This window comes from Pseudoalteromonas 'SMAR' (genome assembly GCF_048515945.1).
Taxonomy (GTDB): domain Bacteria; phylum Pseudomonadota; class Gammaproteobacteria; order Enterobacterales; family Alteromonadaceae; genus Pseudoalteromonas.
The window spans coordinates 1-26,014 of sequence record NZ_JBLWMW010000015.1 but is presented as its reverse complement, the minus strand read 5'-3'; the positions used below and the strand labels follow the sequence as shown (position 1 = coordinate 26,014).

25 protein-coding genes and 1 tRNA gene are annotated in these 26,014 nt (G+C 46.9%); 14 read left to right on the top strand and 12 right to left on the bottom strand.

Translation table 11 applies throughout. The features are described from left to right. Positions 1 to 44: 44 nt before the first annotated feature. Positions 45 to 1,652: an endonuclease gene (locus ACNKW2_RS08280; protein WP_419148133.1), complete on the bottom strand. Its 1,608-nt coding sequence runs from the start codon at positions 1,650 to 1,652 to the stop codon at positions 45 to 47. Between the two features lie 300 nt (positions 1,653 to 1,952). Here ACNKW2_RS08280 and ACNKW2_RS08275 point away from each other — a divergent pair, with 300 nt between their 5' ends. The 5 genes from ACNKW2_RS08275 to ACNKW2_RS08255 all read left to right on the top strand — a co-directional run bounded on the left by ACNKW2_RS08275 (position 1,953) and on the right by ACNKW2_RS08255 (position 7,682). Next, positions 1,953 to 3,767, top strand: coding sequence for an assimilatory sulfite reductase (NADPH) flavoprotein subunit (locus tag ACNKW2_RS08275; RefSeq protein ID WP_419148132.1), 1,815 nt, complete (start codon positions 1,953 to 1,955; stop codon positions 3,765 to 3,767). Positions 3,768 to 3,811: 44 nt separating this feature from the next. Further along, complete coding sequence (gene cysI / locus ACNKW2_RS08270; RefSeq protein ID WP_419148131.1) at positions 3,812 to 5,533, top strand: assimilatory sulfite reductase (NADPH) hemoprotein subunit; 1,722 nt, start codon at positions 3,812 to 3,814, stop codon at positions 5,531 to 5,533. A gap of 38 nt (positions 5,534 to 5,571) precedes the next feature. Further along, the gene (locus ACNKW2_RS08265; RefSeq protein WP_419148130.1) at positions 5,572 to 6,312 is read left to right on the top strand and encodes a phosphoadenylyl-sulfate reductase; all 741 of its coding nucleotides are present in this window, start codon (positions 5,572 to 5,574) and stop codon (positions 6,310 to 6,312) included. A gap of 69 nt (positions 6,313 to 6,381) precedes the next feature. Beyond that, positions 6,382 to 7,158: an amino acid ABC transporter substrate-binding protein gene (locus ACNKW2_RS08260; RefSeq protein WP_419148129.1), complete on the top strand. Its 777-nt coding sequence runs from the start codon at positions 6,382 to 6,384 to the stop codon at positions 7,156 to 7,158. After that, complete coding sequence (locus ACNKW2_RS08255) at positions 7,155 to 7,682, top strand: DUF4124 domain-containing protein (protein WP_419148128.1); 528 nt, start codon at positions 7,155 to 7,157, stop codon at positions 7,680 to 7,682. The genes ACNKW2_RS08260 and ACNKW2_RS08255 overlap by 4 nt, the downstream gene beginning before the upstream one ends. A 16-nt stretch (positions 7,683 to 7,698) precedes the next feature. Here the strand turns inward: ACNKW2_RS08255 and ACNKW2_RS08250 are convergent, their stop codons facing one another. The 5 genes from ACNKW2_RS08250 to ACNKW2_RS08230 form a co-directional block, all read right to left on the bottom strand. Continuing rightward, positions 7,699 to 8,784 (bottom strand): NAD(P)/FAD-dependent oxidoreductase, encoded by a 1,086-nt coding sequence (locus ACNKW2_RS08250; protein ID WP_419148127.1) that lies wholly within the window; start codon positions 8,782 to 8,784, stop codon positions 7,699 to 7,701. Positions 8,785 to 8,865: 81 nt separating this feature from the next. Continuing rightward, on the bottom strand, positions 8,866 to 9,093 hold the full coding sequence (locus tag ACNKW2_RS08245; protein WP_336567817.1) for a hypothetical protein: 228 nt from the start codon (positions 9,091 to 9,093) through the stop codon (positions 8,866 to 8,868). 78 nt (positions 9,094 to 9,171) lie between these two features. Further along, entirely contained in the window at positions 9,172 to 9,609 is a 438-nt protein-coding gene (locus ACNKW2_RS08240) for a PaaI family thioesterase (protein ID WP_336567816.1), read from the bottom strand. A 137-nt stretch (positions 9,610 to 9,746) separates the two neighbouring features. Continuing rightward, positions 9,747 to 12,488, bottom strand: a complete 2,742-nt coding sequence (acnA, locus tag ACNKW2_RS08235) for an aconitate hydratase AcnA (RefSeq protein ID WP_419148126.1) — start codon at positions 12,486 to 12,488, stop codon at positions 9,747 to 9,749. Positions 12,489 to 12,672: 184 nt separating this feature from the next. Then, on the bottom strand, positions 12,673 to 13,035 hold the full coding sequence (locus ACNKW2_RS08230) for an RNA-binding S4 domain-containing protein (protein WP_419148125.1): 363 nt from the start codon (positions 13,033 to 13,035) through the stop codon (positions 12,673 to 12,675). Positions 13,036 to 13,243: 208 nt separating this feature from the next. Between ACNKW2_RS08230 and ACNKW2_RS08225 the strand changes: the two genes are divergently transcribed. Then, positions 13,244 to 13,909, top strand: coding sequence for a hypothetical protein (locus ACNKW2_RS08225; RefSeq protein WP_419148124.1), 666 nt, complete (start codon positions 13,244 to 13,246; stop codon positions 13,907 to 13,909). An 87-nt stretch (positions 13,910 to 13,996) separates the two neighbouring features. Here ACNKW2_RS08225 and cysQ read toward each other — a convergent pair whose 3' ends face one another. From cysQ to cysG, 6 genes are read right to left on the bottom strand one after another with little or no spacing between them, the layout of a single operon-like run. Beyond that, positions 13,997 to 14,767: a 3'(2'),5'-bisphosphate nucleotidase CysQ gene (cysQ, locus tag ACNKW2_RS08220; RefSeq protein ID WP_419148123.1), complete on the bottom strand. Its 771-nt coding sequence runs from the start codon at positions 14,765 to 14,767 to the stop codon at positions 13,997 to 13,999. 5 nt (positions 14,768 to 14,772) lie between these two features. After that, a complete protein-coding gene (cysC, locus tag ACNKW2_RS08215) occupies positions 14,773 to 15,369 on the bottom strand; it encodes an adenylyl-sulfate kinase (protein ID WP_419148122.1) in 597 nt (198 codons plus the stop codon). Positions 15,370 to 15,380: 11 nt separating this feature from the next. Then, complete coding sequence (locus ACNKW2_RS08210) at positions 15,381 to 17,105, bottom strand: SLC13 family permease (protein WP_419148181.1); 1,725 nt, start codon at positions 17,103 to 17,105, stop codon at positions 15,381 to 15,383. Positions 17,106 to 17,140: 35 nt separating this feature from the next. Then, positions 17,141 to 18,553 carry a sulfate adenylyltransferase subunit CysN gene (gene cysN, locus ACNKW2_RS08205; RefSeq protein WP_419148121.1) on the bottom strand — a complete coding sequence of 471 codons (1,413 nt, stop codon included), beginning with the start codon at positions 18,551 to 18,553 and terminating at the stop codon, positions 17,141 to 17,143. Beyond that, positions 18,553 to 19,452: a sulfate adenylyltransferase subunit CysD gene (gene cysD, locus ACNKW2_RS08200; RefSeq protein ID WP_336567806.1), complete on the bottom strand. Its 900-nt coding sequence runs from the start codon at positions 19,450 to 19,452 to the stop codon at positions 18,553 to 18,555. The genes cysN and cysD overlap by 1 nt, the downstream gene beginning before the upstream one ends. 40 nt (positions 19,453 to 19,492) lie before the next feature. Further along, positions 19,493 to 20,914, bottom strand: coding sequence for a siroheme synthase CysG (gene cysG / locus ACNKW2_RS08195; RefSeq protein WP_419148120.1), 1,422 nt, complete (start codon positions 20,912 to 20,914; stop codon positions 19,493 to 19,495). Positions 20,915 to 21,270: 356 nt separating this feature from the next. Here cysG and deoC point away from each other — a divergent pair, with 356 nt between their 5' ends. The 8 genes from deoC to rplJ all read left to right on the top strand — a co-directional run bounded on the left by deoC (position 21,271) and on the right by rplJ (position 25,883). After that, a complete protein-coding gene (gene deoC, locus ACNKW2_RS08190; protein ID WP_419148119.1) occupies positions 21,271 to 22,017 on the top strand; it encodes a deoxyribose-phosphate aldolase in 747 nt (248 codons plus the stop codon). After that, complete coding sequence (locus tag ACNKW2_RS08185; RefSeq protein ID WP_419148118.1) at positions 22,004 to 22,504, top strand: hypothetical protein; 501 nt, start codon at positions 22,004 to 22,006, stop codon at positions 22,502 to 22,504. Before deoC ends, ACNKW2_RS08185 begins: the two co-directional genes overlap by 14 nt. A gap of 96 nt (positions 22,505 to 22,600) precedes the next feature. Then, positions 22,601 to 22,677 (top strand) — tRNA-Trp (locus tag ACNKW2_RS08180). Between the two features lie 132 nt (positions 22,678 to 22,809). Then, positions 22,810 to 23,187: a preprotein translocase subunit SecE gene (gene secE, locus ACNKW2_RS08175; RefSeq protein ID WP_419148117.1), complete on the top strand. Its 378-nt coding sequence runs from the start codon at positions 22,810 to 22,812 to the stop codon at positions 23,185 to 23,187. Positions 23,188 to 23,191: 4 nt separating this feature from the next. Then, complete coding sequence (gene nusG, locus ACNKW2_RS08170) at positions 23,192 to 23,749, top strand: transcription termination/antitermination protein NusG (RefSeq protein ID WP_419148116.1); 558 nt, start codon at positions 23,192 to 23,194, stop codon at positions 23,747 to 23,749. Between the two features lie 166 nt (positions 23,750 to 23,915). Beyond that, on the top strand, positions 23,916 to 24,344 hold the full coding sequence (gene rplK / locus ACNKW2_RS08165; protein WP_010387320.1) for a 50S ribosomal protein L11: 429 nt from the start codon (positions 23,916 to 23,918) through the stop codon (positions 24,342 to 24,344). Positions 24,345 to 24,350: 6 nt separating this feature from the next. Next, the gene (gene rplA, locus ACNKW2_RS08160) at positions 24,351 to 25,055 is read left to right on the top strand and encodes a 50S ribosomal protein L1 (RefSeq protein WP_336567800.1); all 705 of its coding nucleotides are present in this window, start codon (positions 24,351 to 24,353) and stop codon (positions 25,053 to 25,055) included. Positions 25,056 to 25,388: 333 nt separating this feature from the next. Then, on the top strand, positions 25,389 to 25,883 hold the full coding sequence (gene rplJ, locus ACNKW2_RS08155; protein ID WP_419148115.1) for a 50S ribosomal protein L10: 495 nt from the start codon (positions 25,389 to 25,391) through the stop codon (positions 25,881 to 25,883). Positions 25,884 to 26,014: the final 131 nt, after the last annotated feature.

Here is a 26,014-nt window from a genome sequence, read left to right as displayed (position 1 = left end):
AGGCCGGATAATCCGGCCTTTTTAGGTTGTGTCGCAAAATAGTGTTACCAAATGGCTTCGACAAACTCAGGATGATCGATAAACGGGTTACGGTTACCTTGGAAGCTAAACGCGGCATCATTGCGCGCTTTTTCTATGCCATCAACGGGATCTTCGTTATGCCAACGTTTTAGCATGGCAATAACCCAACTTTCGAAGACTTGATCTTGACTGCCATTGAGTACTGCGTCGCTGTAGCTGGTATTGTTTTGCCAGTTGGCGATAACATCTTGATAGCGGGTTGCCATATAAAAATACGCCCGAGCAAAATCCCCTTTAAAGGCATCAATAGGCTCGAAAACCGTACCGCTATAGCCAATCCCAGTGGCATTGCCAACTTGGCTGCCATTCGAAGAAACATAGCTGGCACTGCCCACTTCGCCAAAGGGGAAGTTACTGCGCTGAGCATTAACGTAGCCATCGGTGGCAAAAATATGGTGAATATCTGAGTTCATCGGTTCCACTTTGCCGCCAAACCAAGATTTTGGAAACGAGTGCTCGCGATTATAACAATCTCCTTCACCACTGTAGTTGCCACACTGTGAGGTGGTCGATGGGTAGACAATGGTGTCGGCACTGGTGGGCTTTTCAGAATAACGGTCTAGGATGGTATTATCATTATCGAAGTAGTTATCGCGCTCGTATTGATCGATAAAACTCCATATTGCCGAATAACCTTGCGACTGATGGCTTTTGATGATTTGGTGGAGCTGCGTTTTTAAGGCATACCCAGACAGTCCTGAAGTACCAGCATAATAGCCGTCACCAGAAGGAGGCGTAGAGCTACCTAACTGAAATGTATGCGACTCAGTGGCACTAAATTCTCCCCCTGAGGCCAGTGTATTACCACTGGCGGTTAAGCTGTATTCACCGTTACCGTAACTGCAACAGATACCATCGCCATAACTGTCATAAATGGTAAAGGTGTAATCACCATCAGCTAAGCATAGCGACTCATTCACCGTGCTGTTATTATTGTAGCCACTGCCACTGGCCACCACAGTGTTACTGGCGTCTAGCAACTGCCAGCTGGTTTCACTGGCATAACTGTCCGTGGTTAAGGAGAAGTCGACATTATTGTTTTGGCAACTTGAAGGTGGCTGAGGTGAGCTATTAGCGGGTTGGAAGTCATCAACGTAGACCACTTCACTGCCATCAAAGCTACTGGTGTCGTAAAATCGTAAACCAACATCAATGGTGGTGTTGGCTGTGGCGCTATAAGTCTGAGTAAGCTGTTGCCATTGTCCCAGCATGTAAGGGTCGGAATAGTTATGATAACCATCCACCACCAAACGTGCTTTTATTCCGCCTTCGGTATGATAAACCCAGGTGCTGAATTGGTAGGTTTTTCCTGCTTCTACAGAGATCTGCTGACGCAAATCGGTGTTGCTTTGGGTTGCCGTGGTCACCGTAATAGCGGCGGCATGGCTCCCTTGCTTGGTCGGTGTTGAGACCATCGCAGTGTTAATACCTGAGTCTATGGTGCCCCAGCCAGTAGGCGTTTGGCCACTCCAGCTTTCAAAACCACCATTGTCGATATTAGCCACCACGGTGCTGCTAGCGCTAAGCGCTAAGGATGCAGCAACGAGTTTGGTTATATTCCCGTGTTTCATAGTTAACTCACTATCTATTTGATTATTTGTATTATTGTCATATTTTTTACTGACAGCTCGATTATGCATCAGAACTGTTGCAGCAATGTTAATATTTTTATTCAATTAGTGCTGATGTTCTTTTAAGTTATTTTCTTTGGACTTTTTGAAAATTAATAACCAAATGGAATATAAAAGCAGATTCTATTCTTTTTGATCTCACTCTTGGCCACGTATGCTTCAGGCTAATCAAAATCGGCTTTGCCATGAGCAGGCCAGTTAAGCAATGAGCAAGCAAACCTTTTGGTACGGGGATCCACAATGTTGTTAAGTCAACTTAATGCTGCAGCAAGTCCGCTGACACAAGAACAACTGCAGAAACTTCAAGGGCTGGCCACTGAGCTAAACCCAATTCAACAGGCTTGGGTAAGTGGCTATTTAGCAGCAAGTGCAAATGCCGCAGCATTATCAGGTGATGCTGGGCAAAGCGTAGCGGCATCCGAGGTGGCACCACTGACTATTTTATATGGATCGCAAACGGGCAACGCCAAAGGGGTGGCGGTACAGCTCAAAGAGCAAGCTGAAGCTCGTGGTTTAACCACCAAGCTGGTGAATATGGCCGATTACAAACCCGCGAACCTAAAAAAAGAGAAGTTCTTAGTGATTGCGGTATCTACTTACGGTGAAGGTGAGCCGCCAGAAGACGCAGAAACACTCCATGAATTCTTAGTGTCGAAAAAGGCCCCGAAATTAACTGGAGTAAAGCAGGCGGTGATTGGTCTAGGCGACTCCAGTTATGAGTTTTTCTGCCAAACAGCACAAGATTTTGAGGCCAGATTAACGGCATTGGGTGCTGAGGTGGTGGTGCCTCGCGCCGATCTTGATGTCGATTACGAAGAGCAAGCCGGTGCTTGGATCAATCAAGCCCTGGATGCTCTAGAGCCAGAACTAAAAGCGCAGCAACAAGCCGCTGGTAATAATGTGGTGGCTATGCCATTTGCTGGCGCACCGGCTGCGGTAAGCCAGTACACTAAGCAAAATCCGTTCGCTGCGGAGTTATCGGTAGTACAAAAAATTACCGGCCGTAATTCCAGTAAAGATGTCCGCCATATTGAGATTTCTTTAGAAGGGTCTGATATCACCTATCAACCAGGTGACTCATTGGGCGTGTATTTTCTTAATGACCCACAGCAAGTCGCTGCCGTCATCGAGCTACTCAAGCTGGATAAAAATGCCAGTGTGAAAGTAGGCGATGCTGAGGTGAGTTTAGAACAGGTACTGACTGAACATTTGGAATTAACGCAGTCGTACCCAGGGTTTGTTGAGAAGTATGCATTGGCAACCAATAACACCCAGCTCAGTGAGCTGGCCAATGATAAGCCGGCGCTAAGAGCCTACCTTGAAGAGCGGCAAATATACGATGTCATTAAACAAAACCCAGGTGACATTGATGCCCAAGGGCTGGTGGATTGTTGTCGTAAGCTGCAAGCAAGATTGTACTCTATTGCCTCAAGCCAGGCTGAAGTGGAAGAGGAAGTACACCTTACCGTGGCTGTGGTGGAGTTTGATGCTTTTGGTGAGCAACACTTGGGCGGTTGCTCTGGGTATCTTGGCAAGCGTGCCGAAGAAGGTTGCCAAGTGAAAGTGTTCAGCGAGCACAATGATAACTTCCGACTGCCAGCGGATAACAATACTCCTATTATTATGGTTGGCCCAGGTACTGGGATTGCGCCTTTTCGGGCCTTTTTGCAAGAGCGTGAGGCACGAGAGGCACAGGGTGAAAACTGGTTGTTCTTTGGTAACCCCCACTTTACAGAAGACTTCTTGTATCAAGTGGAAATCCAGAAATACGTTAAATCAGGCTTGCTAACGAACGTTGACTTAGCCTTCAGTCGCGATCAACAGCAGAAGATTTATGTCCAAGACCGACTGCGTGAAAAAGGCGCCGAAGTGTATGCGTGGCTTGAAAAAGGCGCCCACTTTTATGTTTGTGGCGATGCCAGCAGAATGGCCAAAGACGTTCACCAAGCACTGATAGATATCGTTAAGACGCATGGCGGTAAAGACGCCGAGCAAGCAGAGCAGTATCTTAAAATATTGCGCAGTGACAACCGTTATCAGAAAGACGTTTATTAAGGCGTCTGATTTTACCGTTACCCAATTTTTATGTAGGAAAAGTAATGAGCAACTCTGAAATCAAACCCAATAGTAGGCTCGACTCAAGCGCCAAGCTTTCTGATAATGAGCGACTAAAGGCGGAAAGTGGCCATTTACGTGGCACCATTACCACCGACTTAACGGATCCGCTGACCGGTGGTTTTACTGCTGATAACTTTCAGTTGATCCGCTTCCATGGCATGTATCAACAAGATGACCGTGATATTCGCCCTGAGCGCACCAAGCAAAAGCTTGAGCCGTTACACAACGTCATGCTGCGGGCACGTATGCCAGGTGGCATTATCAAGCCACAACAGTGGTTGGCGATTGATGAGTTTGCCGCTGAAAAGACCATGTACGGCAGTATTCGTCTCACTACGCGACAAACGTTTCAGTTTCATGGCGTGTTAAAGCCCAATATTAAAGGTATGCACCAACTGCTTAACAGTGTGGGCATTGATTCCATTGCCACCGCTGGCGACGTAAACCGTAACGTGCTGTGCACTACCAACCCGGTTGAGTCAGAGCTGCATCAAGAAGCGTATGAGTGGGCGGCAAAAATATCTGAGCACTTGCTGCCGAAAACCAAAGCCTATGCTGAGATTTGGCTAAATGGTGAGAAAACAGAAACCACGCAAGAGCCAATTTTAGGTGATACCTACCTGCCGCGTAAATTTAAAACCACAGTGACCATTCCGCCGAATAATGAGGTGGATGTCCACGCTAACGACCTTAACTTTGTCGCTATTGCTGAGCAAGGTAAGCTGGTGGGCTTTAATGTTCTAGTGGGTGGGGGCTTGGCCATGACCCATGGTGACGTGAATACTTATCCGCGTAAGGCCGATGATTTTGGCTTTATTCCCTTAGAGCATACTTTGGCGATTGCAGAGCACGTGGTATCGGTGCAGCGTGATTGGGGTAACCGCGTTAATCGTAAAAATGCTAAAACCAAATACACCCTAGATACCTTTGGTGCCGACGCCTTTAAAGCCGAAGTAGAAAAACGCGCTGGGGTGCAATTTCAAGCGAGCCGTCCGTACGAATTTACCCATCGCGGCGACCGTTTTGGTTGGGTGGAGGGCATTGATGGGAAGCATCACTTAACGGTGTTTATTGAAAATGGCCGTATTTTAGATTTTCCAGACAAAGCGCTGAAAACCGGCTGTCGTAAAATTGCCGAGATCCACAAAGGGGATTTCCGCATGACGGCAAACCAAAACCTCATTATTGCCGGTGTTGCGAGCGAAGATAAAGCCGAAATTGAGCGCATTGCTGTTGAGCATGGCTTAATTGATGCAGCGCACTCTGAACAACGTAAGAACTCCATGGCGTGTGTGTCATTACCGACTTGTCCACTGGCGATGGCAGAAGCGGAACGCTATCTCCCTGAGTTAGTAACTAAAGTCGAAGCACTACTGACTAAGCATGAGGTGGCGGAAGAAAATATCATTCTGCGTGTGGTGGGCTGCCCGAATGGCTGTGGTCGTGCCATGCTGGCGGAAGTCGGCTTTGTTGGTAAGGGGCCAGGAAAATACAACATGTATTTAGGGGGCAACCGTGCTGGTACGCGCATTCCTAAGTTGTATTTAGAGAACGTTGGTGAAGACGTATTCTTACCTGCCCTAGACGAGCTTATTGCGCAGTGGGTGCGTGAGCGCCATGCTGACGAGTGCTTTGGTGATTTCGTTATTCGCAAAGAGATTGTTGCCGAAGTGAAGGTCTCTAAAACCGACTTTCATGCATGATATCAACTAGGCAGCTTGGCTGCCTAATGGATTAGAAAATGAGTGATTTTAAGCAAATATTATCTCAAGACAGTGCCACACAACAGCGATTACTGGCAGAGGTGAACGCCATACTCAGTGAGCAAAGCGCTGAGCAACGAGTGGCATGGGCATTAGAGCACTTGCCAGAAAACCACTTTCTGTCATCGAGTTTTGGTATTCAGGCGGCGGTGATGTTGCACATGATGACGCAGCAGCGTGCGGATATTCCGGTAGTACTGACCGACACTGGTTACTTGTTCCCTGAGACTTATCAGTTTATTGAACAGCTCACTGAGCGATTATCACTTAATCTCAAGGTGTACCGTGCAGAGCAAAGCCCAGCGTGGCAAGAAGCGCTGTACGGTAAACTGTGGGAGCAAGGTGAAGCAGGTATCAAGCAATATAATACCTTAAACAAAGTCGAGCCGATGAATCGCGCATTGCAAGAGCTTGACGCAGGTACTTGGTTTAGTGGTTTGCGCCGCCAACAATCGTCCACTCGGGCCGACAAACCGATTGTCGAGCTGAGCCGTGGGACGGTTAAAGTGTACCCGATCATTGATTGGCACAACCGCGATGTCTACCAATATTTAAGTAAGTTTGATTTGCCTTACCACCCACTGTGGGAGCAAGGTTATGTGTCTATGGGTGATGTTCACACCACGCGCAAACTCGAGCCTGGAATGACGGAAGAAGAAACCCGCTTCTTTGGTCTCAATCGAGAATGTGGATTACATATCGACGGTGATGGCATCTAGGTTGGTTTATGCGGAATTTCGACCATACTTAAGGCTGAGTAAGTAAACTAGACAGGCTGAGGAGGAGTTATGCTTTATCGTGTATTGTTTTGCAGTATGGCTCTCCTTGGTTGTCATTGTTTCGCCCTAGCTGATACCCGCGAGCAACCTCAGCAGCAAGTCAATTTCGCAGTACAATACTATCCACCATTTACCATTGAAAATGACGCTAACAAAGGCATGCTCATAGAGCTGCTAGAGCACTTCGCTTCGCGCTCCCCCTACCAAGTGAATTATCATGGCTCTGCAGAGCGACGCTCTACTGCCGAGATAGAAAAGGGCACTGCCGACATCCGCATGGAATCAAAAAAGTGGTATCGGGGTAATAAGGAAATGTGTTGGTGTTCACCGCTTTATCACATCAAAGACGTGTATGTTTTTCACCACAGCGTCACCGAGATAGAACACGATAAACTTAACCAACAATTATTCTTAGCGCGGTTTGGCTACACCTACCCAGATCTTGAGCCGCAATTGTTAAGCGGTTCGCTGGAACGCAAAAACTACTACTCGGAACTCGATATTTTATCGGTGTTAAGTCATGGTCGCAGCGCTGCGGCGATGTTTTCGGTGATCGGTTTGCCAACCTTAACTTGGTATCAAAGCCAACAGCCTAAACTCACAGAAAGCATCAAAGTACATTCTGTCTCAGACACCGCACCGTTGCAGCTGCAGTTTGGCCATAGCGCCATTGCAAAGCAAGTATGTCGTGACTTTAACGCGTTTTTTGCCGAGTTTAAAAAGACTGCGCAATTTCAGCAAATATTGCTAAAGTATGGCCTCAGCATTAAAGGAGTAGGCCAATGAAAGCAGTAAGCTATTTTATGATTATGGTAATGTTGATTGCGGTGGCTGCCTTGTTTGTACTCAAACGGCCCGATGGTGGTACATGGTTGAGCGCTGCAGGCATAACCAGCACAGCTCAGCAGCAAGTAAGTGAGTTACAGCAATCTGGCAAAGCGGCATTACAACGCGCCAAAGCGTACGGTGATACACTTCTCACCTCAGAGTCACACCAACAAGATGCGAGCAAGTCGGTCAAAGTGTACCGTTGGCAAGATGAAAACGGCCAGTGGCACTATTCCGATAGCCCTAGCGAGCAGGCCAGTGTGTATGAGCTGGATAGCAGTAAAATAACCGTTATCGCCGCCGAAGACACCAGTATCTTAGCGCCGCCAGCTAAATCGGAGAAAAAGCCGGCCACTACTGCTTTAACAACCGCCTTAAATCCCCAAGCGGTGCAGCAAGTGATGCAGGATGCCAAGCATGTTCAGCAATTAATGGATGAACGTAAAAAGCGCTTAGATGAAGCTTTAGAAGAAAACCAATAGGCTTTCATTAGTGTCATTACAGGCGAGCGTCAATGTACTCTGCAATAGCCAGGCTCGCCGTAAGACCCGGTGACTCAATGGCCATCAGGTTCACCAGCCCCGCTATGCCATGCTGCGCAGCAAATTCGATAACAAAATCACTGCTTTGTTGAGCGCTGAGCTTGGGTCTAATGCCAGTGTAGTCTGGTACTAAGCGGCTGGGGTCTAGCCCTGGCCAATAACCTTGGATAGCCGCGGCAAATTGCGCTTTATTGCTGTCGTCAAAATGGTAGTCAATGCCATCAATATACTGGGTGTCTGGGCCAAATTTGAGTTGTCCAGCTAGGTCTAAGGTTGCATGTACGCCCAAGCCATGCTCGTTAGGCAGTGGATATACTAAGCTGGTAAATGGGTGTTTACCTTGGTAGCGATAGTAGCGGCCGCGACAATAAAATGCCTTGGCATTGCTGGAGCTGCCGCCCGCAATCCGCTTAAGCACATTGGGCGCTTCCAGCCCCGCGGCATTAATCAGGGTGTCACAGCGGATGTGGTAGTCTTCATCATGACAGCGCAGCTGCAAGCTGTGCTCAGCGGCTTGACGGGTGGTGGCAACCAACTCGGTGTGGCTTGCAAACACGCCGCCATTTCCTTCTATTTGTGATAACAATGACAGCATAAATTGGTGGCTATCAAGGATCCCGGTGGATGGCGAGTAAAGCCCTGCGGTCATGTTTAAATAGTCCAGCTGTTGCTGCTCTGTTAGGCTTAGGTAGCGAATATCCGTTACGCCATTTTGTTGTGCTTGGCGATAAACATTGTCCAGTTGCTCGGCCTCCGCTGGACTGCTAGCGATAATGTATTTGCCTATGGGTTGCGCTGCAATGTGGTGGCGCCGACAATGCTCGTATAACAGTGCTTTGCCGCGTATGCATAGCTGATGTTTAAGGCTTGCGGTAGGGTAATAGATGCCGGCATGGATCACTTCACTGTTGCGGCTGCTACTGTGCTCGCCAAAACGTGCTTCTTTGTCGATGACGATGACCTGTTGCCGAGCGCTGAGTTTAGCTGCAATAGCAAGCCCAACCACGCCACCACCGATGATAATGGTATCTACTTTGTCCACATCAGCCCTGTTTGACTATTTTCGATGACCCTAAAGATACCCTGAAACATTGAGTAATCATACCGCAAAGTGGCGAGCGTATTATTTTTTCGGCTTTTCTCGCTGCATCAGTAAGATGGTCAGGTATATCTTGGTCGGCAACGAACAAATGAGACCAACGGCGATGCAGCCAGCACCTAAAATAAAGCCATTGGGTCCCAGCTGCTTCAGCCATTCGGTGGTTAAAATGGTGTGGCCGGTAAAAATTAATACTAAACCGACGATGATAACCAAGTGTAAAGGCCATAACTTATGTGGTCGCTGCAGCATTGAGTTAACCTCAATATTATTTGGCATAACTCAATAATCGCGTATTTGTTAAGGCAATGGTTTGCTGTGGATCAAACGTTAACGCGAAACCACCGCGGCCGTCATTCTTGAAATACAGCAGAGCTCGTTAGCACTATTGGTGATCCGCACCTCCCATACCGAGGAGCGCTTGCCTAGGTGAACCGGTTTGGCAACAGCGGTTAACACTCCGCTGCGAGAGGCCTTCAAGTGATTGGCATTAATCTCTTGACCAACGCAATAATACTGGCGGGTATCAACCACAAAATTGGCGGCATAACTGGCCACTGTTTCAGCCAGTGCCACATTCGCCCCACCATGAACCATTCCTATTGGGTTATGGTGCTGTGGGATCGCAGGCATCGTTGCCACAAGGTAATCATCACCTATTTCACTTATTTCTATGCCCAGTGTTTGCATCAAAGAGCCTTTACCATTAAGCCCTTTATCCAACTGCTTACACATATCTAAGGTAATAGGCGCAAACCAAATCGACATTGTACTTCCTTTATTTTACTGATTATTGTGGTTGCTACTTTGCCTGTTTTTAATCTGGGATACCAGTAGGTAGGATGGTCGGTGGTTAGGGTGGCAGTGCTATGGCAATAAGGGGCGACAACGTCGCCCCCATCCTGCTACAGCATTTGTCGTAAGACATACTGTAATATACCGCCATGCTGGTAATACTCCCACTCTTTGGGGGTATCAATACGAATGTCCGCGGCAAACTCAATTTCTTCACCATCGGGCTTGGTGGCCGTTACCACTACCTCTGTTGCGGTATCGTAAATGCCCTCAATGGTAAACTCTTCTTCACCATTGAGACCTAGCTCCTCGTGGCCTTGCTCGGGTTTGAACTGCAATGGCAAGACGCCCATGCCAATGAGGTTGGAGCGGTGAATTCGTTCGTAGCTTTTCGCTAACACCGCTTTAATGCCCAGCAGCAATGAGCCTTTTGCTGCCCAGTCACGGGAAGAGCCTGTACCATACTCACTGCCAGCCAGCACCACTAACGGTGTATTGCGCTGTTTATAGTGCTCCGCGGCGTCAAAAATACTCATTAGTTCACCTTCTGGCAGCAATCGTGTAATACCACCCTCAGTACCAGGTGCTAACTGGTTACGCAAGCGCACATTGGCAAAAGTGCCGCGCATCATTACCTCATGGTTACCACGACGAGAGCCATAGGAGTTAAAGTCGGACTGCTTAACACCCTGTTCTTGCAGGTATTCACCCGCTGGTGCGGTGGCTTTAATATTACCTGCAGGCGAAATGTGATCGGTGGTCACAGAGTCACCTAGCTTGGCTAAGCAGCGAGCACCACGAATACTAGGAATGCCTGGCGGCTCTTTGGTCATATCATCGAAGAAAGGTGCTTTGCGAATGTAGGTGGAGTTATCCTGCCATTCATACTGTTCGCTTTCATTGACCGCGATTTGTTGCCAGTGCTTATCACCCTGATAGACATCAGCATAGTTTTTCTGGAACATTTCTTTGGTTACGGTTTTTGATACTAGCTCACTGACCTCACTGACCGATGGCCAAATGTCTTTTAGGTAAACGGCTTTGCCCTCTGCGGTTTCACATAAAGGTTCGTTATAAACATCGATGTCAGTGCGCCCCGCTAGTGCATAGGCAACAACCAAAGGTGGTGAAGCCAAGAAGTTCATTTTTACGTCTTGGTGGATCCGGCCTTCAAAGTTACGGTTGCCAGACAGTACTGAACTCACCACCAGTTGATGTTTCACAATGGCATCGTTGATTTCTTTCGGTAACGGCCCTGAGTTACCAATACACGTAGTACAACCGTAGCCCACTAGGTCAAAGCCAAGTTCGGCTAAGGGTGATAGCAGTCCAGACTTTTCTAAGTAGTCTGTTACCACCTTAGAACCCGGTGCTAATGAGGTTTTAACCCAAGGCTTAGGTTTTAGCCCAAGTTCTTTGGCTTTTTGTGCCACCAGACCTGCCGCTAAAATTACGCTGGGATTAGAGGTGTTGGTGCAACTGGTAATGGCGGCAATTACGCAGGCGCCGTCTACGAGTTCGAATTGTTGGCCTTTATAATTTACTTTACCAACTCCTAAGGTCGCGGGCTCTTGTTGATCCACTTTCGACGCGCCGCCTTCTGCGACCGTTCGACTTTCATCTTGATCGGCTTCAGCTTCGGTCTTTTTCTCACTGCGTTCATGTTGGAACTCGCCCATGTGTGCACTAATCACACTGCCGGCATCGTCCAATGGAATGCGGTCTTGGGGCCGTTTAGGGCCAGCTAGGCTGGGCACGACAGTACTTAAATCAAGGGTTAGAACGTCAGTGTACAACGGCTCATCACCGGGGTTACGCCATAGGCCTTGGTGTTTCGCATAGCCCTCAATTAAATCGATTTTTTCATCATCGCGATTGGTTAAACGCAGATACTCTAGGGTTTCTTCATCGATAGGGAAGATACCGCAAGTGGCACCGTATTCTGGTGCCATGTTGGCAATGGTGGCGCGATCGGCCAGTGGCAGTTCTGCAAGACCGTCACCGAAAAACTCAACAAACTTGCCTACCACACCATGTTTGCGCAGCATCTCGGTGACGGTTAAGACTAAATCGGTGGCGGTGGTGCCCTCAGGAAGCTGACCTTCAAGTTTAAAGCCGACGACCTGTGGGATCAGTAAAGAAATAGGCTGACCGAGCATGGCTGCTTCGGCTTCAATGCCACCCACGCCCCAGCCGAGGATCCCTAAACCATTGATCATGGTGGTATGAGAGTCTGTTCCCACTAGGGTATCTGGATAAGCGAACGGCATGCCATCGATGTCTTTTTCAAACACCACTCGAGCAAGGTATTCCAAGTTAACTTGGTGGACAATCCCAGTAGCAGGTGGCACCACTTTTAAATTATCAAAAGCACCTTGCCCCCAGCGTAAAAATTCATAACGTTCTTTATTGCGTTGGTATTCTAATTTGGCATTGAGATCAAATGCGCCATCATGACCATATTCATCCACTTGCACCGAGTGGTCGATAACCATTTCAGCAGGTGAAAGTGGGTTAATCTTGTTGGGATCACCGCCCAGCTTGGCCATGGCGTCACGCATGGCGGCTAAGTCAACAATTGCTGGCACACCGGTAAAGTCCTGCATCACCACTCGAGAAGGGGTAAATGCCACTTCTTTGCTGGGTTTTTCTTCCGGCTTCCAGTTGAGTAAGGCGTCAATGTCTTCTGCTTTGACGTTTTTGCCGTCTTCATGACGGAGTAAGTTTTCTAACAGAATTTTTAATGAGAAGGGGAGACGGGCTGCTCTGTCGCTCAGCGCCGGTAATGAATGGATATGAACTTGACGGTCACCTACCGTGAGCTGCGTCAAGGTGTTATACGTATTACTCATGATTAACCCTTTCCTTTGTTATAATGCAGGGACGGCTGCATGGACTGTACCAACTTAGTTGTTGATGTTTTTTTGTACTTAATTAGTCCTAGTGGCGAAAGGGCTATTTTTCAAGCTATCAGTGCACATTTGTAGGCCAGATGTGCACTTTTTTTTGTAATAAAGCGTTTTCTTGAGGAGGGTGTTAACCGAATGAGATGGGCTTACGGCCTGTATTTTTGTCAACCTGTGTGTAAGATTTACCTTGTTTATTACTTTTTTTCTTACTGCTTGCCTTTTTAGGCTGCGGAGTAGCAACCGCGCGCGGCTGGGGAGTGGCATCGGGGGACAGCGTTAAATGAAACTCGTCACCATCAAAATGAAGAATATCGCCAGAATAGATCTTTCTGCGCTTTTGCTGGCAAAGCTCGTGGTTCACCGCCACATATCCTTCGGTGATCAGCAACTTTGCATGGCCACCGGTCTCAGCTAAGTCGAGCACTTTGAGTAAATTACAAAGCTCAATGGGCTCTTCTTCTAACTCAATTTCAATAAAACCATCTTCCACTGTGTGCTCCAAACTTTTCTGTGTAACCGAAACTAAGGACTAGTATATAAAATTCCAGTACCAAGTGACGAACAATTTTTTGCAACGATCCCATCACCTATAGATAAGCTTATAGCATTGCAGGGGGCTTATATCCCTTTATTGTTACTTTATATGATACGCTACATGGAAAAATGTGGCTTTAATCAGCATAAGTTAAGGAAAACAAATGAGAAACTTATTCGCTCTTTCCCTATTCCTATTAAGTGGTTGCAGTAGTGCACCAACACTGCATATTTTTGAGGCTGGGCTAAAACAAAAAAACAAAGAACAACTATTAGAGCAACTCGAGCAGCATGAAATTAATTACCGCTTCACTCGTCTCCCTGTGCCGAAAAAATATCAGGGAGCACGCTTAAATATCTCTCCAATGGCTACAACTGAGCCTTGGATCCTAAAAGTAGAAAACATAGTGCGAAGCATCGGCTTTAATTCGGTTGTGATCTCTGAGTTTAACACTGAAGGACATCGCTATACGAGCAACAATGCTGGCCTCTATTTAGTACAGAGTAGGGAGCTGCAGGAACTGCCAAACTTATTATTTGCTCATCAGTGTCAGGATGATTCCATTCAACTGCGTCTGTTTCCCGATGGCAAATGGCAGCAGATTGGGACGAGTTATCATGGTCATTGGCGCTATGAAAAAAACCACTTAACACTGAAGTGGTTACCAGAGAAAGCAAGTTACCCAATGCAACAAGTGTATCGGGTGCGCGACCATACGATTCAGACCTTGCAAGGACCAAAACCGGCTAAAACGTTTTCAAGAATGACAAAAGACTCGTGGCCTATTCCCTTGTTTAATTGTGATTTGCAAGTGATATTGGCTGATTAAGAGGAGCAATGCGAAGTTTTTGTGGCGCTTCATGGCGCTAAGAGTAAGCCGGTGAGCAGGAACCAAACCGGCTAAACTGAGTGAGTATTAATCGCTGAGTCGTGATACCACAAAGTAAGGATTAAGGTATTCTGCTTTTTGGTTATAAAGCAGGGGGCTACCATCTAATTGTGTTACTGTGGCACCGGCAATAGCGGCCACGGCATGACCGGCTCCCGTATCCCACTCGGATGTTGGGCCTAGCCGTGGATAGACATCGGCTTGACCTTCTGCGACCAAGCATAACTTCAGTGAACTGCCTTTTGGCACCATATCCACTTGCTCAAACTGCTCTAAGTAAGCAGCCAAGTCTGGCGATGGATGAGAGCGAGAGCCAACCACCTTAATGAGCCCATTATTGGGCTTGTGCGTCACTTTTAATTCAATTCTGGCTTCGCCCATTTGTTTAAATGCGCCAATACTTTGCGCTGCTAAGTAACTTTCATTCAGTGCAGGGGCATGTACCACGCCTAGGATCGGCTTGCCATTGTCAATCAGGGCGATGTTAACGGTGAACTCACCATTTTTTTTGATAAACTCTTTGGTGCCATCAATTGGATCGACCAGCCAATATTGTTGCCATTGTTGGCGCTCTTGCCAATCAATGCTGGCGTTTTCTTCACTTAAAATCGGTAACTGTGGAGTCAGTTCAGATAAACCCGCAACGATGATTTTATGGGCTGCCAGATCGGCATTGGTCACCGGGCTTTCATCTTCTTTATACTCAACGGTAAAGTCTTTGGCATAAATTTCCATGATAGCATCGCCGGCGCGAATGCTGAGGTTGAGTACTTCTTCTAGCAGATCCGTATGGTTCATGTGACTTACCCTATGATTTTGCGTGACTGTAAATAGTTTATGAGTTGTTGCACAGACGTGTCTAACGAATGTTCAGCTGTATTTAAACATATTTCAGGGCGAATAGGGGGTTCATAGTCAGAATCAATGCCGGTAAAATGTTTAATTTCACCGGCCCGCGCTTTTTTATACAGACCTTTAGGATCACGTTGCTCACACACATCAAGTGGTGTATCGAGAAAAACTTCAATAAACTCAGCGTCGTCGACCAGAGCCCGGACCATGTCGCGCTCGGCTTGAAACGGCGAGATAAATGCCGTCAGCACCATCAGTCCAGCATCCACCATCAGCTTACTGAGTTCACCTACGCGGCGGATGTTTTCCACGCGGTCGGCATCGCTAAATCCTAAGTCTTTACATAAACCATGGCGAACGTTGTCGCCATCTAACAAGTAGGTATGCACACCTTGCTCATGAAGTGCATGCTCTAAGGCATTGGCAACCGTGCTTTTGCCTGAGCCTGAGTATCCGGTGAACCATAAAATACAAGGCTTATGACCCTTGAGCTCGGTGCGTTGCGCTTTATTTACGGCATAGTTATGCCAAACAATATTTTTGTCCATTATCTACTTCTCTAAAAAGGAAATACCCAAGGGATCACAATCAACACGGTGGCGGAGTATATCAGCGACAAGGGCACCCCCATGGTGACATAGTCACGAATACGATAGTTGCCGGCACTATACACCATAAGGTTGGTTTGATAGCCAAAGGGTGAGATAAAACTCGCCGATGCCCCAAACGCCACCGCCATAACAAACGGTAATGGGTCAACGTTAAACCCGGAGGCTAAGGCAAATGCCACCGGGAAAGAAAGTGCTGAGGCGGCATTATTGGTAATGAGCTCGGTAAACACCACGGTCATGACAAAGATGGCAATAAATGCGCCATAAGGGCCAAAGTCGCCCAATAGCCATAACAAACCCGAGGAAATTTCAGCGGCGAGGCCGGTGTCTATCATCAGCTTAGCCAGCCCGATGGCACTGCCGACAATAGCCACTAACTCGATGGGAAAACGTCGCTTCATTTCAGGGACTTTGATGGTGCCTAGTAACACTAGCGCCGCCAATAGCACCATTAGGCCTTTTACTAGCGGCACAATACTGAAGATGCTTAACCCCACTACCGTAGCAAAGCTAGCCAGCACGGTGTTCGATTTCGTGGTGGAGAGGTGGGTCTGTAGATCTAACCCTGAAATATAAACGAACTCCCGCTTTAAGTTGGGTAGGGCATAAAAGTCGCTGCTAGGGGCGAGGATCAACGAGTCTCCCGCTTGCAGTTGCACTTGCCCAATACCACCTTGGAGACGGTCATGGCCGCGGCGTACAGCGATAATAGCGGCATGGAACTGCTCACGGAAACGGATTTCCTTGATGGTTTTGCCTAAAAAGCGTGACGATTGACTGACCACCACTTCGACTAAGTGCTCGACATCTTTCTCGTGCTTATCGTGAACAATTTTAAGGCCATCAAAGCGCTGTAATAGTGGTACTGAGTTAATATCTCCGACAAATAACAAAAGATCGCCCGCTAGAATTTCTTGCTGAGGAGTAACGGCGCAAATGCGTCTATCACCGCGAATGATTTCAGCTAAGAAGATATCTTTGAGATCCCTCAAGCCATTCTCTTCTACGGTTCTACCCACCAATTTTGAGCTAGGTTCAACTCGGCCTTCTAAATAGAAAGGCACTACTTCATCGTCATTTTTACCATTATCTGGTAGGTACTTTAGCATCACCGTGATGGTGATAAGCCCGACAATTAATACCGCGGCACCCACTAAGGTAAAGTCAAAAAAGCCCAGTGGTGCCATGCCTGCCTCAACGGCAAAACCATTAACGATTAGGTTGGTGGAAGTGCCAATCAAGGTCAAAGTGCCGCCCAGTATCGCCGTATAAGAGAGCGGCAACAGTAGTTTCGAGGGGGCATGGGTTTTACTTTCTTTGACTGTGGTAATGAGCGATGCCACGACGGCAGTATTATTGGTAAAAGAGGATAAAAACGCCGTTGATAATCCCAATTTTAATACCGCTTTGGCAAGACTGCCTTGCGCCATAGACTGCGCGAGTTTTCTCACTAAGGTGGTCTTTTCAATCGCGATGGAGACTAAAATCAACAAGACTAGGGTGATCAAAGAGGGGTTGGCATAATTCACTAACATCGACTCAAGATCAATCAGCCCAGTTAGATAGCTCGTTGCAATGGCGCCAGAGAAAAGCCACGCGGCGTTAATCCGTGTGGCAAAAAGGCTGATCACCAAAGCGAGCATAATGCCTGTTAAAATGACTTGTTCCAAAATCATGTCAATCCTCAACTAACAGGCATTCGTGCACGTTAGAGTTTCGTAATATCAAGCGCTTGCCAGTGTGGGAAGTGCTTACGTACCAAAGCATTAAACTCAACCTCAAAATCGCTAAATTGCGTTTTTGCTGCGTCTGATTGCGCTTCGACTTGCTCTACCATGCCAGCCCCTATGGTCAGGTTTGATAGGCGGTCGATAAGTATAAATGCCCCCGTTTGTGGGTTATTGATGTACTCGTCGATAACCAAGCTTTCGCTTAGCTCAACAGTCACAATCGCAATTTCATTAAGCGCTAGGCTATCGGCACTGCCATGTTCAAGGGTATTAACATCAATGGTGTGTTTTATCTCCTTGATGGTGGCGGTGGTCTTTTTGCTACCTAGCTTAAAGTTATAGCTTTTGCCAAGCTCTAATGGTTGCTCATGCATCCAAACTAGTTTTGCCGTCAGGTGGTTGCTCACTTTAGCGCTCGAGTCGGCAGCGACAATGACATCACCGCGGCTGACATCCACCTCATCATATAAAGTAATGGTGAAAGCTTGACCGGTTTCTGCCGTGGTGAGGTTACCATCGAATGTCACTAATTCTTTGATGGTGGACGTTTTCCCAGAAGGGAGCACTTTCACTGCCTGTCCTACGGTTAAACTACCAGAGCTCAGCGTGCCTTGGAAGCCACGAAAATCAAGATTAGGTCGCACCACATATTGCACTGGGAAGCGCGCTTCAAAGCCATGGTTAGGCTCCGCTGCAGGAGAGTCTTCCAGTAACTCTAATAAGGGTTTATCCTGATAATAAGGAGTGTGCTCTGAAGCATTAACGACATTATCGCCTTTTAGCGCTGAGATGGGCACAAAGCGAATATCTGTTACGTTTAGCTGCTCGGCAAACTTTAGGTAGTCGGCTTTGATTTTCTCAAATACCTGCTCATCAAAGTCGACGATGTCCATTTTATTCACGGCAACAACAAACTGTTTAATCCCCAGTGAATCACAAATAAAACTGTGACGCTTAGTTTGCACTTGCACACCATAACGGGCATCGACCAAAATAATCGCGACATCGCTGGTCGAGGCACCGGTTACCATGTTGCGTGTGTACTGCTCGTGCCCTGGGGTATCAGCAATAATGAACTTACGTTTCGCGGTTGAAAAATAACGATAAGCCACATCAATGGTGATGCCTTGTTCACGCTCAGCTTGGAGGCCATCTACTAATAAGGCAAGATCCAGCTCTTCACCGGCATTACCGACCTTTTCGTTATCTTTGTGCAGCGCTGCTAGCTGATCTTCGTAGATCATGTGGCTGTCGTGGAGCAGGCGACCAATCAGAGTTGATTTACCATCATCAACACTACCACAGGTCATCATCCGCAATAGGCTTTTATCTTGTTGGCGAGCTAAATAGTTCTCTATGCCTAATTCTCTTACTTCATTTGCCGTTGACATTAGAAATACCCCTCACGTTTTTTCTTCTCCATGGACCCTGCTGAATCATGGTCGATAACTCGGCCTTCACGCTCTGATGACGTGGACAATAACATTTCTTCGATAATTCCAGTGAGACTATCCGCTTCTGACTCGACGGCGCCGGTAAGCGGGTAGCAGCCTAGCGTTCTAAAGCGCACCGACTTCATTTCTGGCACTTCACCTTCATGCAGAGGCATGCGGTCGTCATCTACCATGATCAGAGTACCGTTTCGCTCTACCACAGGGCGTGGTTTCGACAAATACAGGGGCACAATTTCGATGTTCTCTTGGTAAATGTATTGCCAAATATCTAATTCGGTCCAGTTAGAGAGTGGGAACACACGAATGCTTTCACCGGCATTAATTTGACCATTGTAATTATTCCACAGCTCTGGACGCTGGTTTTTCGGATCCCAGCGATGGTGTTTGTCGCGGAACGAATAGACCCGCTCTTTTGCTCGCGACTTTTCCTCGTCACGACGAGCACCGCCAAATGCGGCGTCAAATCCGTACTTGTCTAACGCCTGTTTAAGGCTTTGAGTTTTCATGATGTCAGTGTGAGTGGCTGAGCCATGAGTAAAGGGGCCAACACCCATCGCCAACCCCTCAGGGTTTTTATGTACGATAAGCTCAAAGTTGTACTCTTTTGCTAAACGGTCGCGAAACTCTATCATTTCACGAAACTTCCAGTCGGTATCGACATGCAGCAAAGGAAATGGGATTTTGGCAGGGTAAAATGCTTTACGCGCCAAATGCAGTAAAACCGATGAGTCTTTACCAATCGAGTACAACATCACCGGGTTTTCGAATTCTGCGGCAACCTCGCGAATGATCTTGATACTCTCCGCTTCTAATTGCTGGAGGTGAGTTAAAGCCATGTTTATGTCCTACTAATAAAATTAACTATCTTGTCCAAAGCTATGCGACTTGCGTCAGTGGCTGTGCAAAGCTACTCACTTGCTGTTCCTTATTAAACCAAGCCAGTTCTGCGTGCAATGACGCCACTTCACCAATAATAAGTAGCGCTGGAGACTGTACCTGATGCTCAGTGATGGTCTCTGCCAACTGCTCAAGCTGGGTGGTGATCACGCGTTGTGATTTTCGTGTGCCATTTTCCACAATTGCCACCGGAGTCGTTGCGGCGCGGCCATGGGTGATCAGCTGCTGCTGAATATGTGGCGACTTTATCACGCCCATGTAAATCGCTAGAGTTTGGTTGGGTTTTGCTAAGCTGGCCCAATCCAACTCTTGGCCTTCTTTTTTGCAATGCCCGGTAACAAATTGAATTGCTTGAGCATGATCGCGGTGCGTTAGTGGAATACCGGCGTAAGCACTGCATCCAGCAGCTGCTGTGATCCCCGGTACAATTTGATATTTTACGCCATGAGCGGCCAATACTTGCACTTCTTCACCACCGCGGCCATAAATAAACGGGTCGCCGCCTTTAATGCGACAGACTTTTTTACCCTGCTTAGCAAACTCAACCAACATCTGATTGGTTTGTTCTTGCTTGACACTGTGGTGGCCTGCTTTTTTACCCACACAAACTAAGTCGGCATCACGGCGCACCAATTCTAAAATTTCATCTGAAACTAAATAATCATACACTACAACATCGGCTTGCTGCATCAACTGCAGTGCCTTTAAGGTTAAGAGTTCAGGGTCGCCAGGTCCTGCACCAACAACGTACACTTCTCCTTCAGGTTCTGGCTGAGCTGAGAGCATCTCATTGAGCAAAGCTTGTGCTCGAGACCCGTTACCCGCCTGTACCTCACTGACTACACTTGAATCAAACACTGACTCCCAAAACTGACGGCGGTCAGAAAAATGGTTGAAACGGGCTTTCACTTTATCCCTAAAACTACCTACCAGTTGTGCCAGCGGGCCAATATGTTGTGGGATTAAGGTTTCCAGTTTTTCTCGTAACCTGCGTGCTAATACCGGAGCCGTGCCCGCGCTAGAGATAGCAATAGTGATGGGGTTACGGTCGACAATGGATGGAAAGATGAAACCACATTTGGGCTGGTCATCGACAACATTTACAAATAAGTTACGAGCTTCGGCCTGTGCAGCTACCTGTTCGTTCACCGCGTCGTTGTCGGTAGCGGCAATAACCAGCATGACGTTATCAAGATCTGAGTCGATAAACTTTTGCTGACGGAGGGTAACCTCACCTTGTTCTGCCATCGATTGCAGTTCTTGGCAAAAATCGGGCGCTACTAAGGTGACATTGGCCTCGGCTTTTAAAAAGGCACGACACTTACGCAGTGCAACATCTCCACCACCGACAACCAACACGGGTTTATTTTTTAAGCGGGTAAAAATTGGCAAATACTGCACAGTGACCTCTCACGCATTACGCTCATATATTAATATCGGCAACACTGACCGAAACGTTATTACTGCAGCATATAGAGGAGCATGAGTTTAAAAAAATAATTAAAACCGAACTTTTATAACTAAAAGTTATATTAACGGCGGGCGTGTTGCTTTTTGAGGCTACACAGTAGCTTAGTGACTAGCAATGTCACCAAAGCTTGATATAGTCTTTGGTTATGAGGTATGCAAATCCGCTAAACTGAAGCGATGAGTGCAAAACAGCTGCAAGTAACGCTAAGTGCGGACAATTGTCCTATTGCTTGCTGCTGGGATGATTTTAACTGAGGGCTGTAGCCATGGTAAAAGGAACACAATGAATGACTTTAGTTGCAGACGCCAAGCTGGCATTAAGTTTGATGGATCTGACGTCGCTGAACGACAATGATGATGAACACAGCATCACCGCATTAATAGACAGCATTGACCCTGAGGTTGGACTGCCTGCGGCAATTTGCGTCTACCCACAGTTTGTGGGCCTAGTAAAAGCGCAGTTGCAACAAAAAGGCTGGTCAACTATTAAAGTGGCGACAGTGGCCAACTTCCCCTCTGGAGCCGAGCCTTTAGCACAAGTTTTAGCACACACCGAGCAAGCCATTGCAGCAGGTGCCGATGAAATTGATTTAGTGTTGCCTTATCAGCAGTTTATTGCCGGCGACCCAGATACGCCATGGCAGTATGTGCATTCGAGTAAGGCCTGCTGTAACGGTCGCGCTAAGCTTAAAGTAATTATCGAAAGCGGAGTGCTGGGAAAGAGCAAAACTATCGAAGAAGCGACCACTTTGGCTATTGTTGCCGGCGCAGACTTTGTTAAAACCAGCACCGGTAAAGTCGCCACCAACGCCACACCAGAGGCCGCAAGCGCGATGCTTAAGGCGATAAAAGCCAGTGGTAAACCGGTGGGCTTTAAGGCGTCCGGTGGAGTAAAGTCAGTGGCGCAGGCACAAACTTATTTACAGCTTGCTGCCGACATCATGGGACCACAGTGGCTAACCCCAGCAAATTTCCGTTTTGGTGCTTCGAGTTTGCTGCAAGATATTACCGCGGTTGTGAATGCAAAGGTATAGTGAAGCTGAGAAGTTAAAGCTTGAGCATGAAGCAGCGAAGTTGTTTCTGCGCTGTTATGAAAGTCAATTTGGCGTGCACATGCGCCACATTTGGCATAACGAACCCAACAAGCCAGATGTCAGTTGTTATCAAGGTAAGCAGCAGTTAGACATCGAAGTGGCACACTTCTATGCCAGCGAAAAAGAAGCAATGGCGGTCCTTGGTCGGCCATTGTCCCTGCCTATTCAGCGTGAGCTGGCGAAAATGACTCAGGCGGCCAGTGAGGATCGTTTGTGCATCGGTTTGCAGAGGCTGCTCAACCAAAAAGCAAAAAAACGCTATGATTCTGAACGCGTCTGGTTGCTGATCCGTAACGCCAGTCCTATCTACCATTTTAGCGACTTTGAGAACTTAAAAGCGACTTGGGAAATACCGGATTGTCACCCCTTTGAGCAAGTCTGGGTGCTGTGTGACTTCTATAAAGGCGGCTTACTGAGACTTTTCTAGTAACACCTAAGCAAGAAGTTGGGATTAATTGCCACTTTGCATATCTTTTACACTTGTTTTCGTTTGCTTCGTCAGTATAATGGGCATCCACTTTGCAGGGGCGTAGTTCCAATTGGTAGAACAGCGGTCTCCAAAACCGATGGTTGCGGGTTCGAGTCCTGCCGCCCCTGCCAATTCAACAACAAGTCCACATTTAAAATAACGTGACCAAAATCAGGTAAGTCGCTTATTTGTAAATTTGGATTGAATGGATTTACCCTGTTTTATGCAGGGTTGTTGTGTCTGTATTTAAGGTAAAATTGATTATGAGCACTAATGTTGAAAACTCGTCAAGCTCGATGGACACGGTAAAGTGGCTGGTTGCTATTGCACTTCTAACTGGTGCTGTAGTTGGTAATTACCTATATGCCGATTTATCTGTTTTAGTACGCGCTGTTGGCGTCGTGGTAGCAATTGCTGCCGGACTTGGCATTTTGGCAACAACGGAAAAAGGCCGCACCTTTATCGCCTTTGCCAAAGAAGCAAGAATTGAAGTACGTAAGGTCATTTGGCCAACACGTCAGGAAGCAACTCACACCACGTTTATCGTGATTATTGCTACCGTTATCATGGCATTAATCCTATGGGGATTAGATGGCATTTTATTCCGTGCCGTTGGCTTTTTAACTGGATTGGAGATCTGATCCCATGTCGGATGAGAACAAAGAAAATAAATTACGTTGGTACGTGATTCAAGCGTTTTCAGGCTTCGAAAAACGCGTTGCTCAAACAATTATTGAACACATCAAAATCGAAGGCTTGGAAGACTACTTTGGTGAGGTATTAGTACCAACCGAAGAAGTGGTAGAGATGCGCGCTGGTCAAAAGCGTAAATCTGAGCGCAAGTTCTTCCCAGGCTATGTTCTGGTGGAAATGGTGATGAACGATGCTTCATGGCACTTAGTAAACAGCACGCCACGTGTTATGGGGTTTGTTGGTGGTACATCCGATCGCCCAGCTCCGATTAGCAAAAAAGAGGCAGATCGCATTCTTAACCGTCTAGAAGAGAACGCGGAAGCACCGAAACCAGCCACTCTATTCGAGCCTGGCGAAGTGGTTCGCGTAACTGACGGTCCATTTGCTGACTTTAACGGTGTGGTGGAAGAAGTAGACTACGAAAAGAGCCGCTTAAAAGTGTCAGTACTTATTTTTGGTCGTTCTACACCGGTCGATTTAGAATTTGGCCAAGTTGAGCAAGATAAATAAATTTTAACTTGAAAAAGTTGTCAAAGGCCGCTGATTAATCTATAATCAGCGGCCTTTTTGTTGCTCGCTAAAACGTGCGGCAAAAAGACTGAATTATTAACTGGGAAGCCGTTTGAGTACGCGTCCTCGCGCGCACGAGGCAAAGACCCACAATTGAGGTATTATCATGGCTAAAAAAGTTGAAGCTCTAATCAAGCTACAAGTTGCTGCTGGTATGGCTAACCCTAGTCCACCAGTAGGTCCTGCACTAGGTCAACACGGTGTCAACATCATGGAATTCTGTAAAGCGTTTAACGCGCGTACAGAGTCTATCGAGAAAGGTGCACCGGTTCCTGTAATCATTTCTGTTTACAATGACCGTTCATTCACTTTCGACATGAAGACTCCACCTGCTTCTTACCTTCTTAAGAAGGCGGCAGGCATCAAGTCTGGTTCTGGTCGTCCTAACACTGAGAAAGTTGGTACAGTAACACGTGCTCAACTGGAAGAGATCGTTGAGACTAAACGTCCAGATCTAACTGCTGCTGATATGGACGCAGCTGTACGCACGATTGCAGGTTCTGCACGTGCAATGGGCTTGAACGTAGAGGGGTAATAGAGAATGGCTAAATTAACTAAGCGTATGCGTACTATCCGCGAAAAAGTGGATGTCACTAAAGAGTACGAAATCAACGAAGCTGTTGCTCTTCTTAAAGAACTTGCTACTGCTAAGTTCGTTGAAAGTGTTGACGTTGCTGTAAACCTAGGTATCGATGCTCGTAAATCAGACCAAAACGTACGTGGTGCAACTGTACTACCACACGGTACTGGTCGTGAAGTTCGCGTAGCGGTATTTACACAAGGTGCTAACGCTGATGCTGCTAAAGAAGCTGGTGCTGATTTAGTTGGTATGGAAGACCTTGCTGAGCAAGTTAAAAAAGGCGAGATGGACTTTGACGTTGTTGTTGCTTCTCCAGATGCAATGCGCGTTGTTGGTCAACTAGGTCAAATCCTAGGTCCACGTGGCCTTATGCCTAACCCTAAAACAGGCACTGTAACACCTAACGTTGCAGAAGCTGTTAAGAACGCTAAAGCGGGTCAGGTTCGTTACCGTAACGACAAAAACGGCATCATCCACACTACAATTGGTAAAGTAGACTTCGAAGCTAACCAACTTCAAGAAAACCTTGAAGCGCTAATCATCGCGCTTAAGAAGGCTAAGCCTTCTACTGCAAAAGGTACTTTCGTGAAGAAAGTAAGCATCTCTACTACCATGGGTGCTGGTGTTGCTCTAGACCAAGCTACTCTAAATACTCAAGTAGTATAATTTAGAGATTAGCGTTTACATGGCGCAAAAATTAGACTATAATTTTGCGCCATTTTGTAGAGAATTAACTTTCTCACAAAGAAAGAATTCGGGTTGAAGCGCATAATTTCGAAAGTGACTGGACTTTTTAGTCTACAATCAATCGATAAATTGCGTTTCCGTCCAAGACCGTAGGTGCAAAGGCTTGCTTTTGCTTAATTAATTGCCTACGTAGACGGTGTGATCCCAGCTAGATTTTCCTAATCTTCTGGTTCTCGCCGTAAAAAGCAGCTCCACCTTGGTGGAGTAAAGTAGAACTGGGAAGTTTTTCCCAACAAACCAGGAGTAACACCCATGGCTTTAAACCTTCAAGACAAAAAGGCAATTGTTGCTGAAGTCAACGAAGCTGCCACAGGTGCTCTATCTGCAGTAGTTGCAGATTCTCGTGGTGTAACAGTTGACGCTATCACAGCCCTTCGTAAAGAAGCTCGTGAGTCTGGTGTATGGATGAAAGTTGTTCGTAACACTCTAGCTCGTCGCGCTATCGAAGGTACTGATTATGAGTGTCTTAACGAATCGCTTAAAGGCCCAAGCCTTATTGCGTTCTCTTCTGAGCACCCAGGTGCTGCAGCGCGTATCTTTGCTGATTTCGCGAAAAAGAACGAAGCATTCGAACTTAAGACGGCTGCATACGAAGGCAATATCGTTGATGTAGATATGCTTGCTAAGCTACCTACTTACGACGAAGCTGTTGCACGCTTAATGAGCGCTATGAAAGAAGCGTCTGCTGGCAAATTGTGTAAAACAATTGAAGCAGTACGTGTACAGAAAGAAGAGCAAGCTGCTTAATTTTAAGCTGTTTAACCTTTCTTTCGGTGTAAATTTATTTGGACCTAGAGTCCGTTAATTATTAGGAAATTTGTAATGTCTGTAACTAAAGACCAAATCCTTGACGCAATTGCTGAAATGTCAGTAATGGA

Bases quoted from the DNA above. Each gene is read 5' to 3' on its own strand.
- ACNKW2_RS08185 (WP_419148118.1), top strand. From the start codon at position 22,004: ATGCAAAGGTATAGTGAAGCTGAGAAGTTAAAGCTTGAGCATGAAGCA.
- ACNKW2_RS08265 (WP_419148130.1), top strand. From the start codon at position 5,572: ATGAGTGATTTTAAGCAAATATTATCTCAAGACAGTGCCACACAACAG.
- cysN (WP_419148121.1), bottom strand. From the start codon at position 18,553: ATGTCAACGGCAAATGAAGTAAGAGAATTAGGCATAGAGAACTATTTA.
- cysQ (WP_419148123.1), bottom strand. From the start codon at position 14,767: ATGAACCATACGGATCTGCTAGAAGAAGTACTCAACCTCAGCATTCGC.
- cysI (WP_419148131.1), top strand. From the start codon at position 3,812: ATGAGCAACTCTGAAATCAAACCCAATAGTAGGCTCGACTCAAGCGCC.
- deoC (WP_419148119.1), top strand. From the start codon at position 21,271: ATGACTTTAGTTGCAGACGCCAAGCTGGCATTAAGTTTGATGGATCTG.
- ACNKW2_RS08245 (WP_336567817.1), bottom strand. From the start codon at position 9,093: ATGCTGCAGCGACCACATAAGTTATGGCCTTTACACTTGGTTATCATC.
- acnA (WP_419148126.1), bottom strand. From the start codon at position 12,488: ATGAGTAATACGTATAACACCTTGACGCAGCTCACGGTAGGTGACCGT.
- ACNKW2_RS08275 (WP_419148132.1), top strand. From the start codon at position 1,953: ATGTTGTTAAGTCAACTTAATGCTGCAGCAAGTCCGCTGACACAAGAA.
- ACNKW2_RS08260 (WP_419148129.1), top strand. From the start codon at position 6,382: ATGCTTTATCGTGTATTGTTTTGCAGTATGGCTCTCCTTGGTTGTCAT.
- rplJ (WP_419148115.1), top strand. From the start codon at position 25,389: ATGGCTTTAAACCTTCAAGACAAAAAGGCAATTGTTGCTGAAGTCAAC.
- rplA (WP_336567800.1), top strand. From the start codon at position 24,351: ATGGCTAAATTAACTAAGCGTATGCGTACTATCCGCGAAAAAGTGGAT.
- ACNKW2_RS08280 (WP_419148133.1), bottom strand. From the start codon at position 1,652: ATGAAACACGGGAATATAACCAAACTCGTTGCTGCATCCTTAGCGCTT.
- cysC (WP_419148122.1), bottom strand. From the start codon at position 15,369: ATGGACAAAAATATTGTTTGGCATAACTATGCCGTAAATAAAGCGCAA.
- rplK (WP_010387320.1), top strand. From the start codon at position 23,916: ATGGCTAAAAAAGTTGAAGCTCTAATCAAGCTACAAGTTGCTGCTGGT.
- secE (WP_419148117.1), top strand. From the start codon at position 22,810: ATGAGCACTAATGTTGAAAACTCGTCAAGCTCGATGGACACGGTAAAG.
- ACNKW2_RS08255 (WP_419148128.1), top strand. From the start codon at position 7,155: ATGAAAGCAGTAAGCTATTTTATGATTATGGTAATGTTGATTGCGGTG.
- nusG (WP_419148116.1), top strand. From the start codon at position 23,192: ATGTCGGATGAGAACAAAGAAAATAAATTACGTTGGTACGTGATTCAA.
- ACNKW2_RS08225 (WP_419148124.1), top strand. From the start codon at position 13,244: ATGAGAAACTTATTCGCTCTTTCCCTATTCCTATTAAGTGGTTGCAGT.
- cysD (WP_336567806.1), bottom strand. From the start codon at position 19,452: ATGGCTTTAACTCACCTCCAGCAATTAGAAGCGGAGAGTATCAAGATC.
- ACNKW2_RS08240 (WP_336567816.1), bottom strand. From the start codon at position 9,609: ATGTCGATTTGGTTTGCGCCTATTACCTTAGATATGTGTAAGCAGTTG.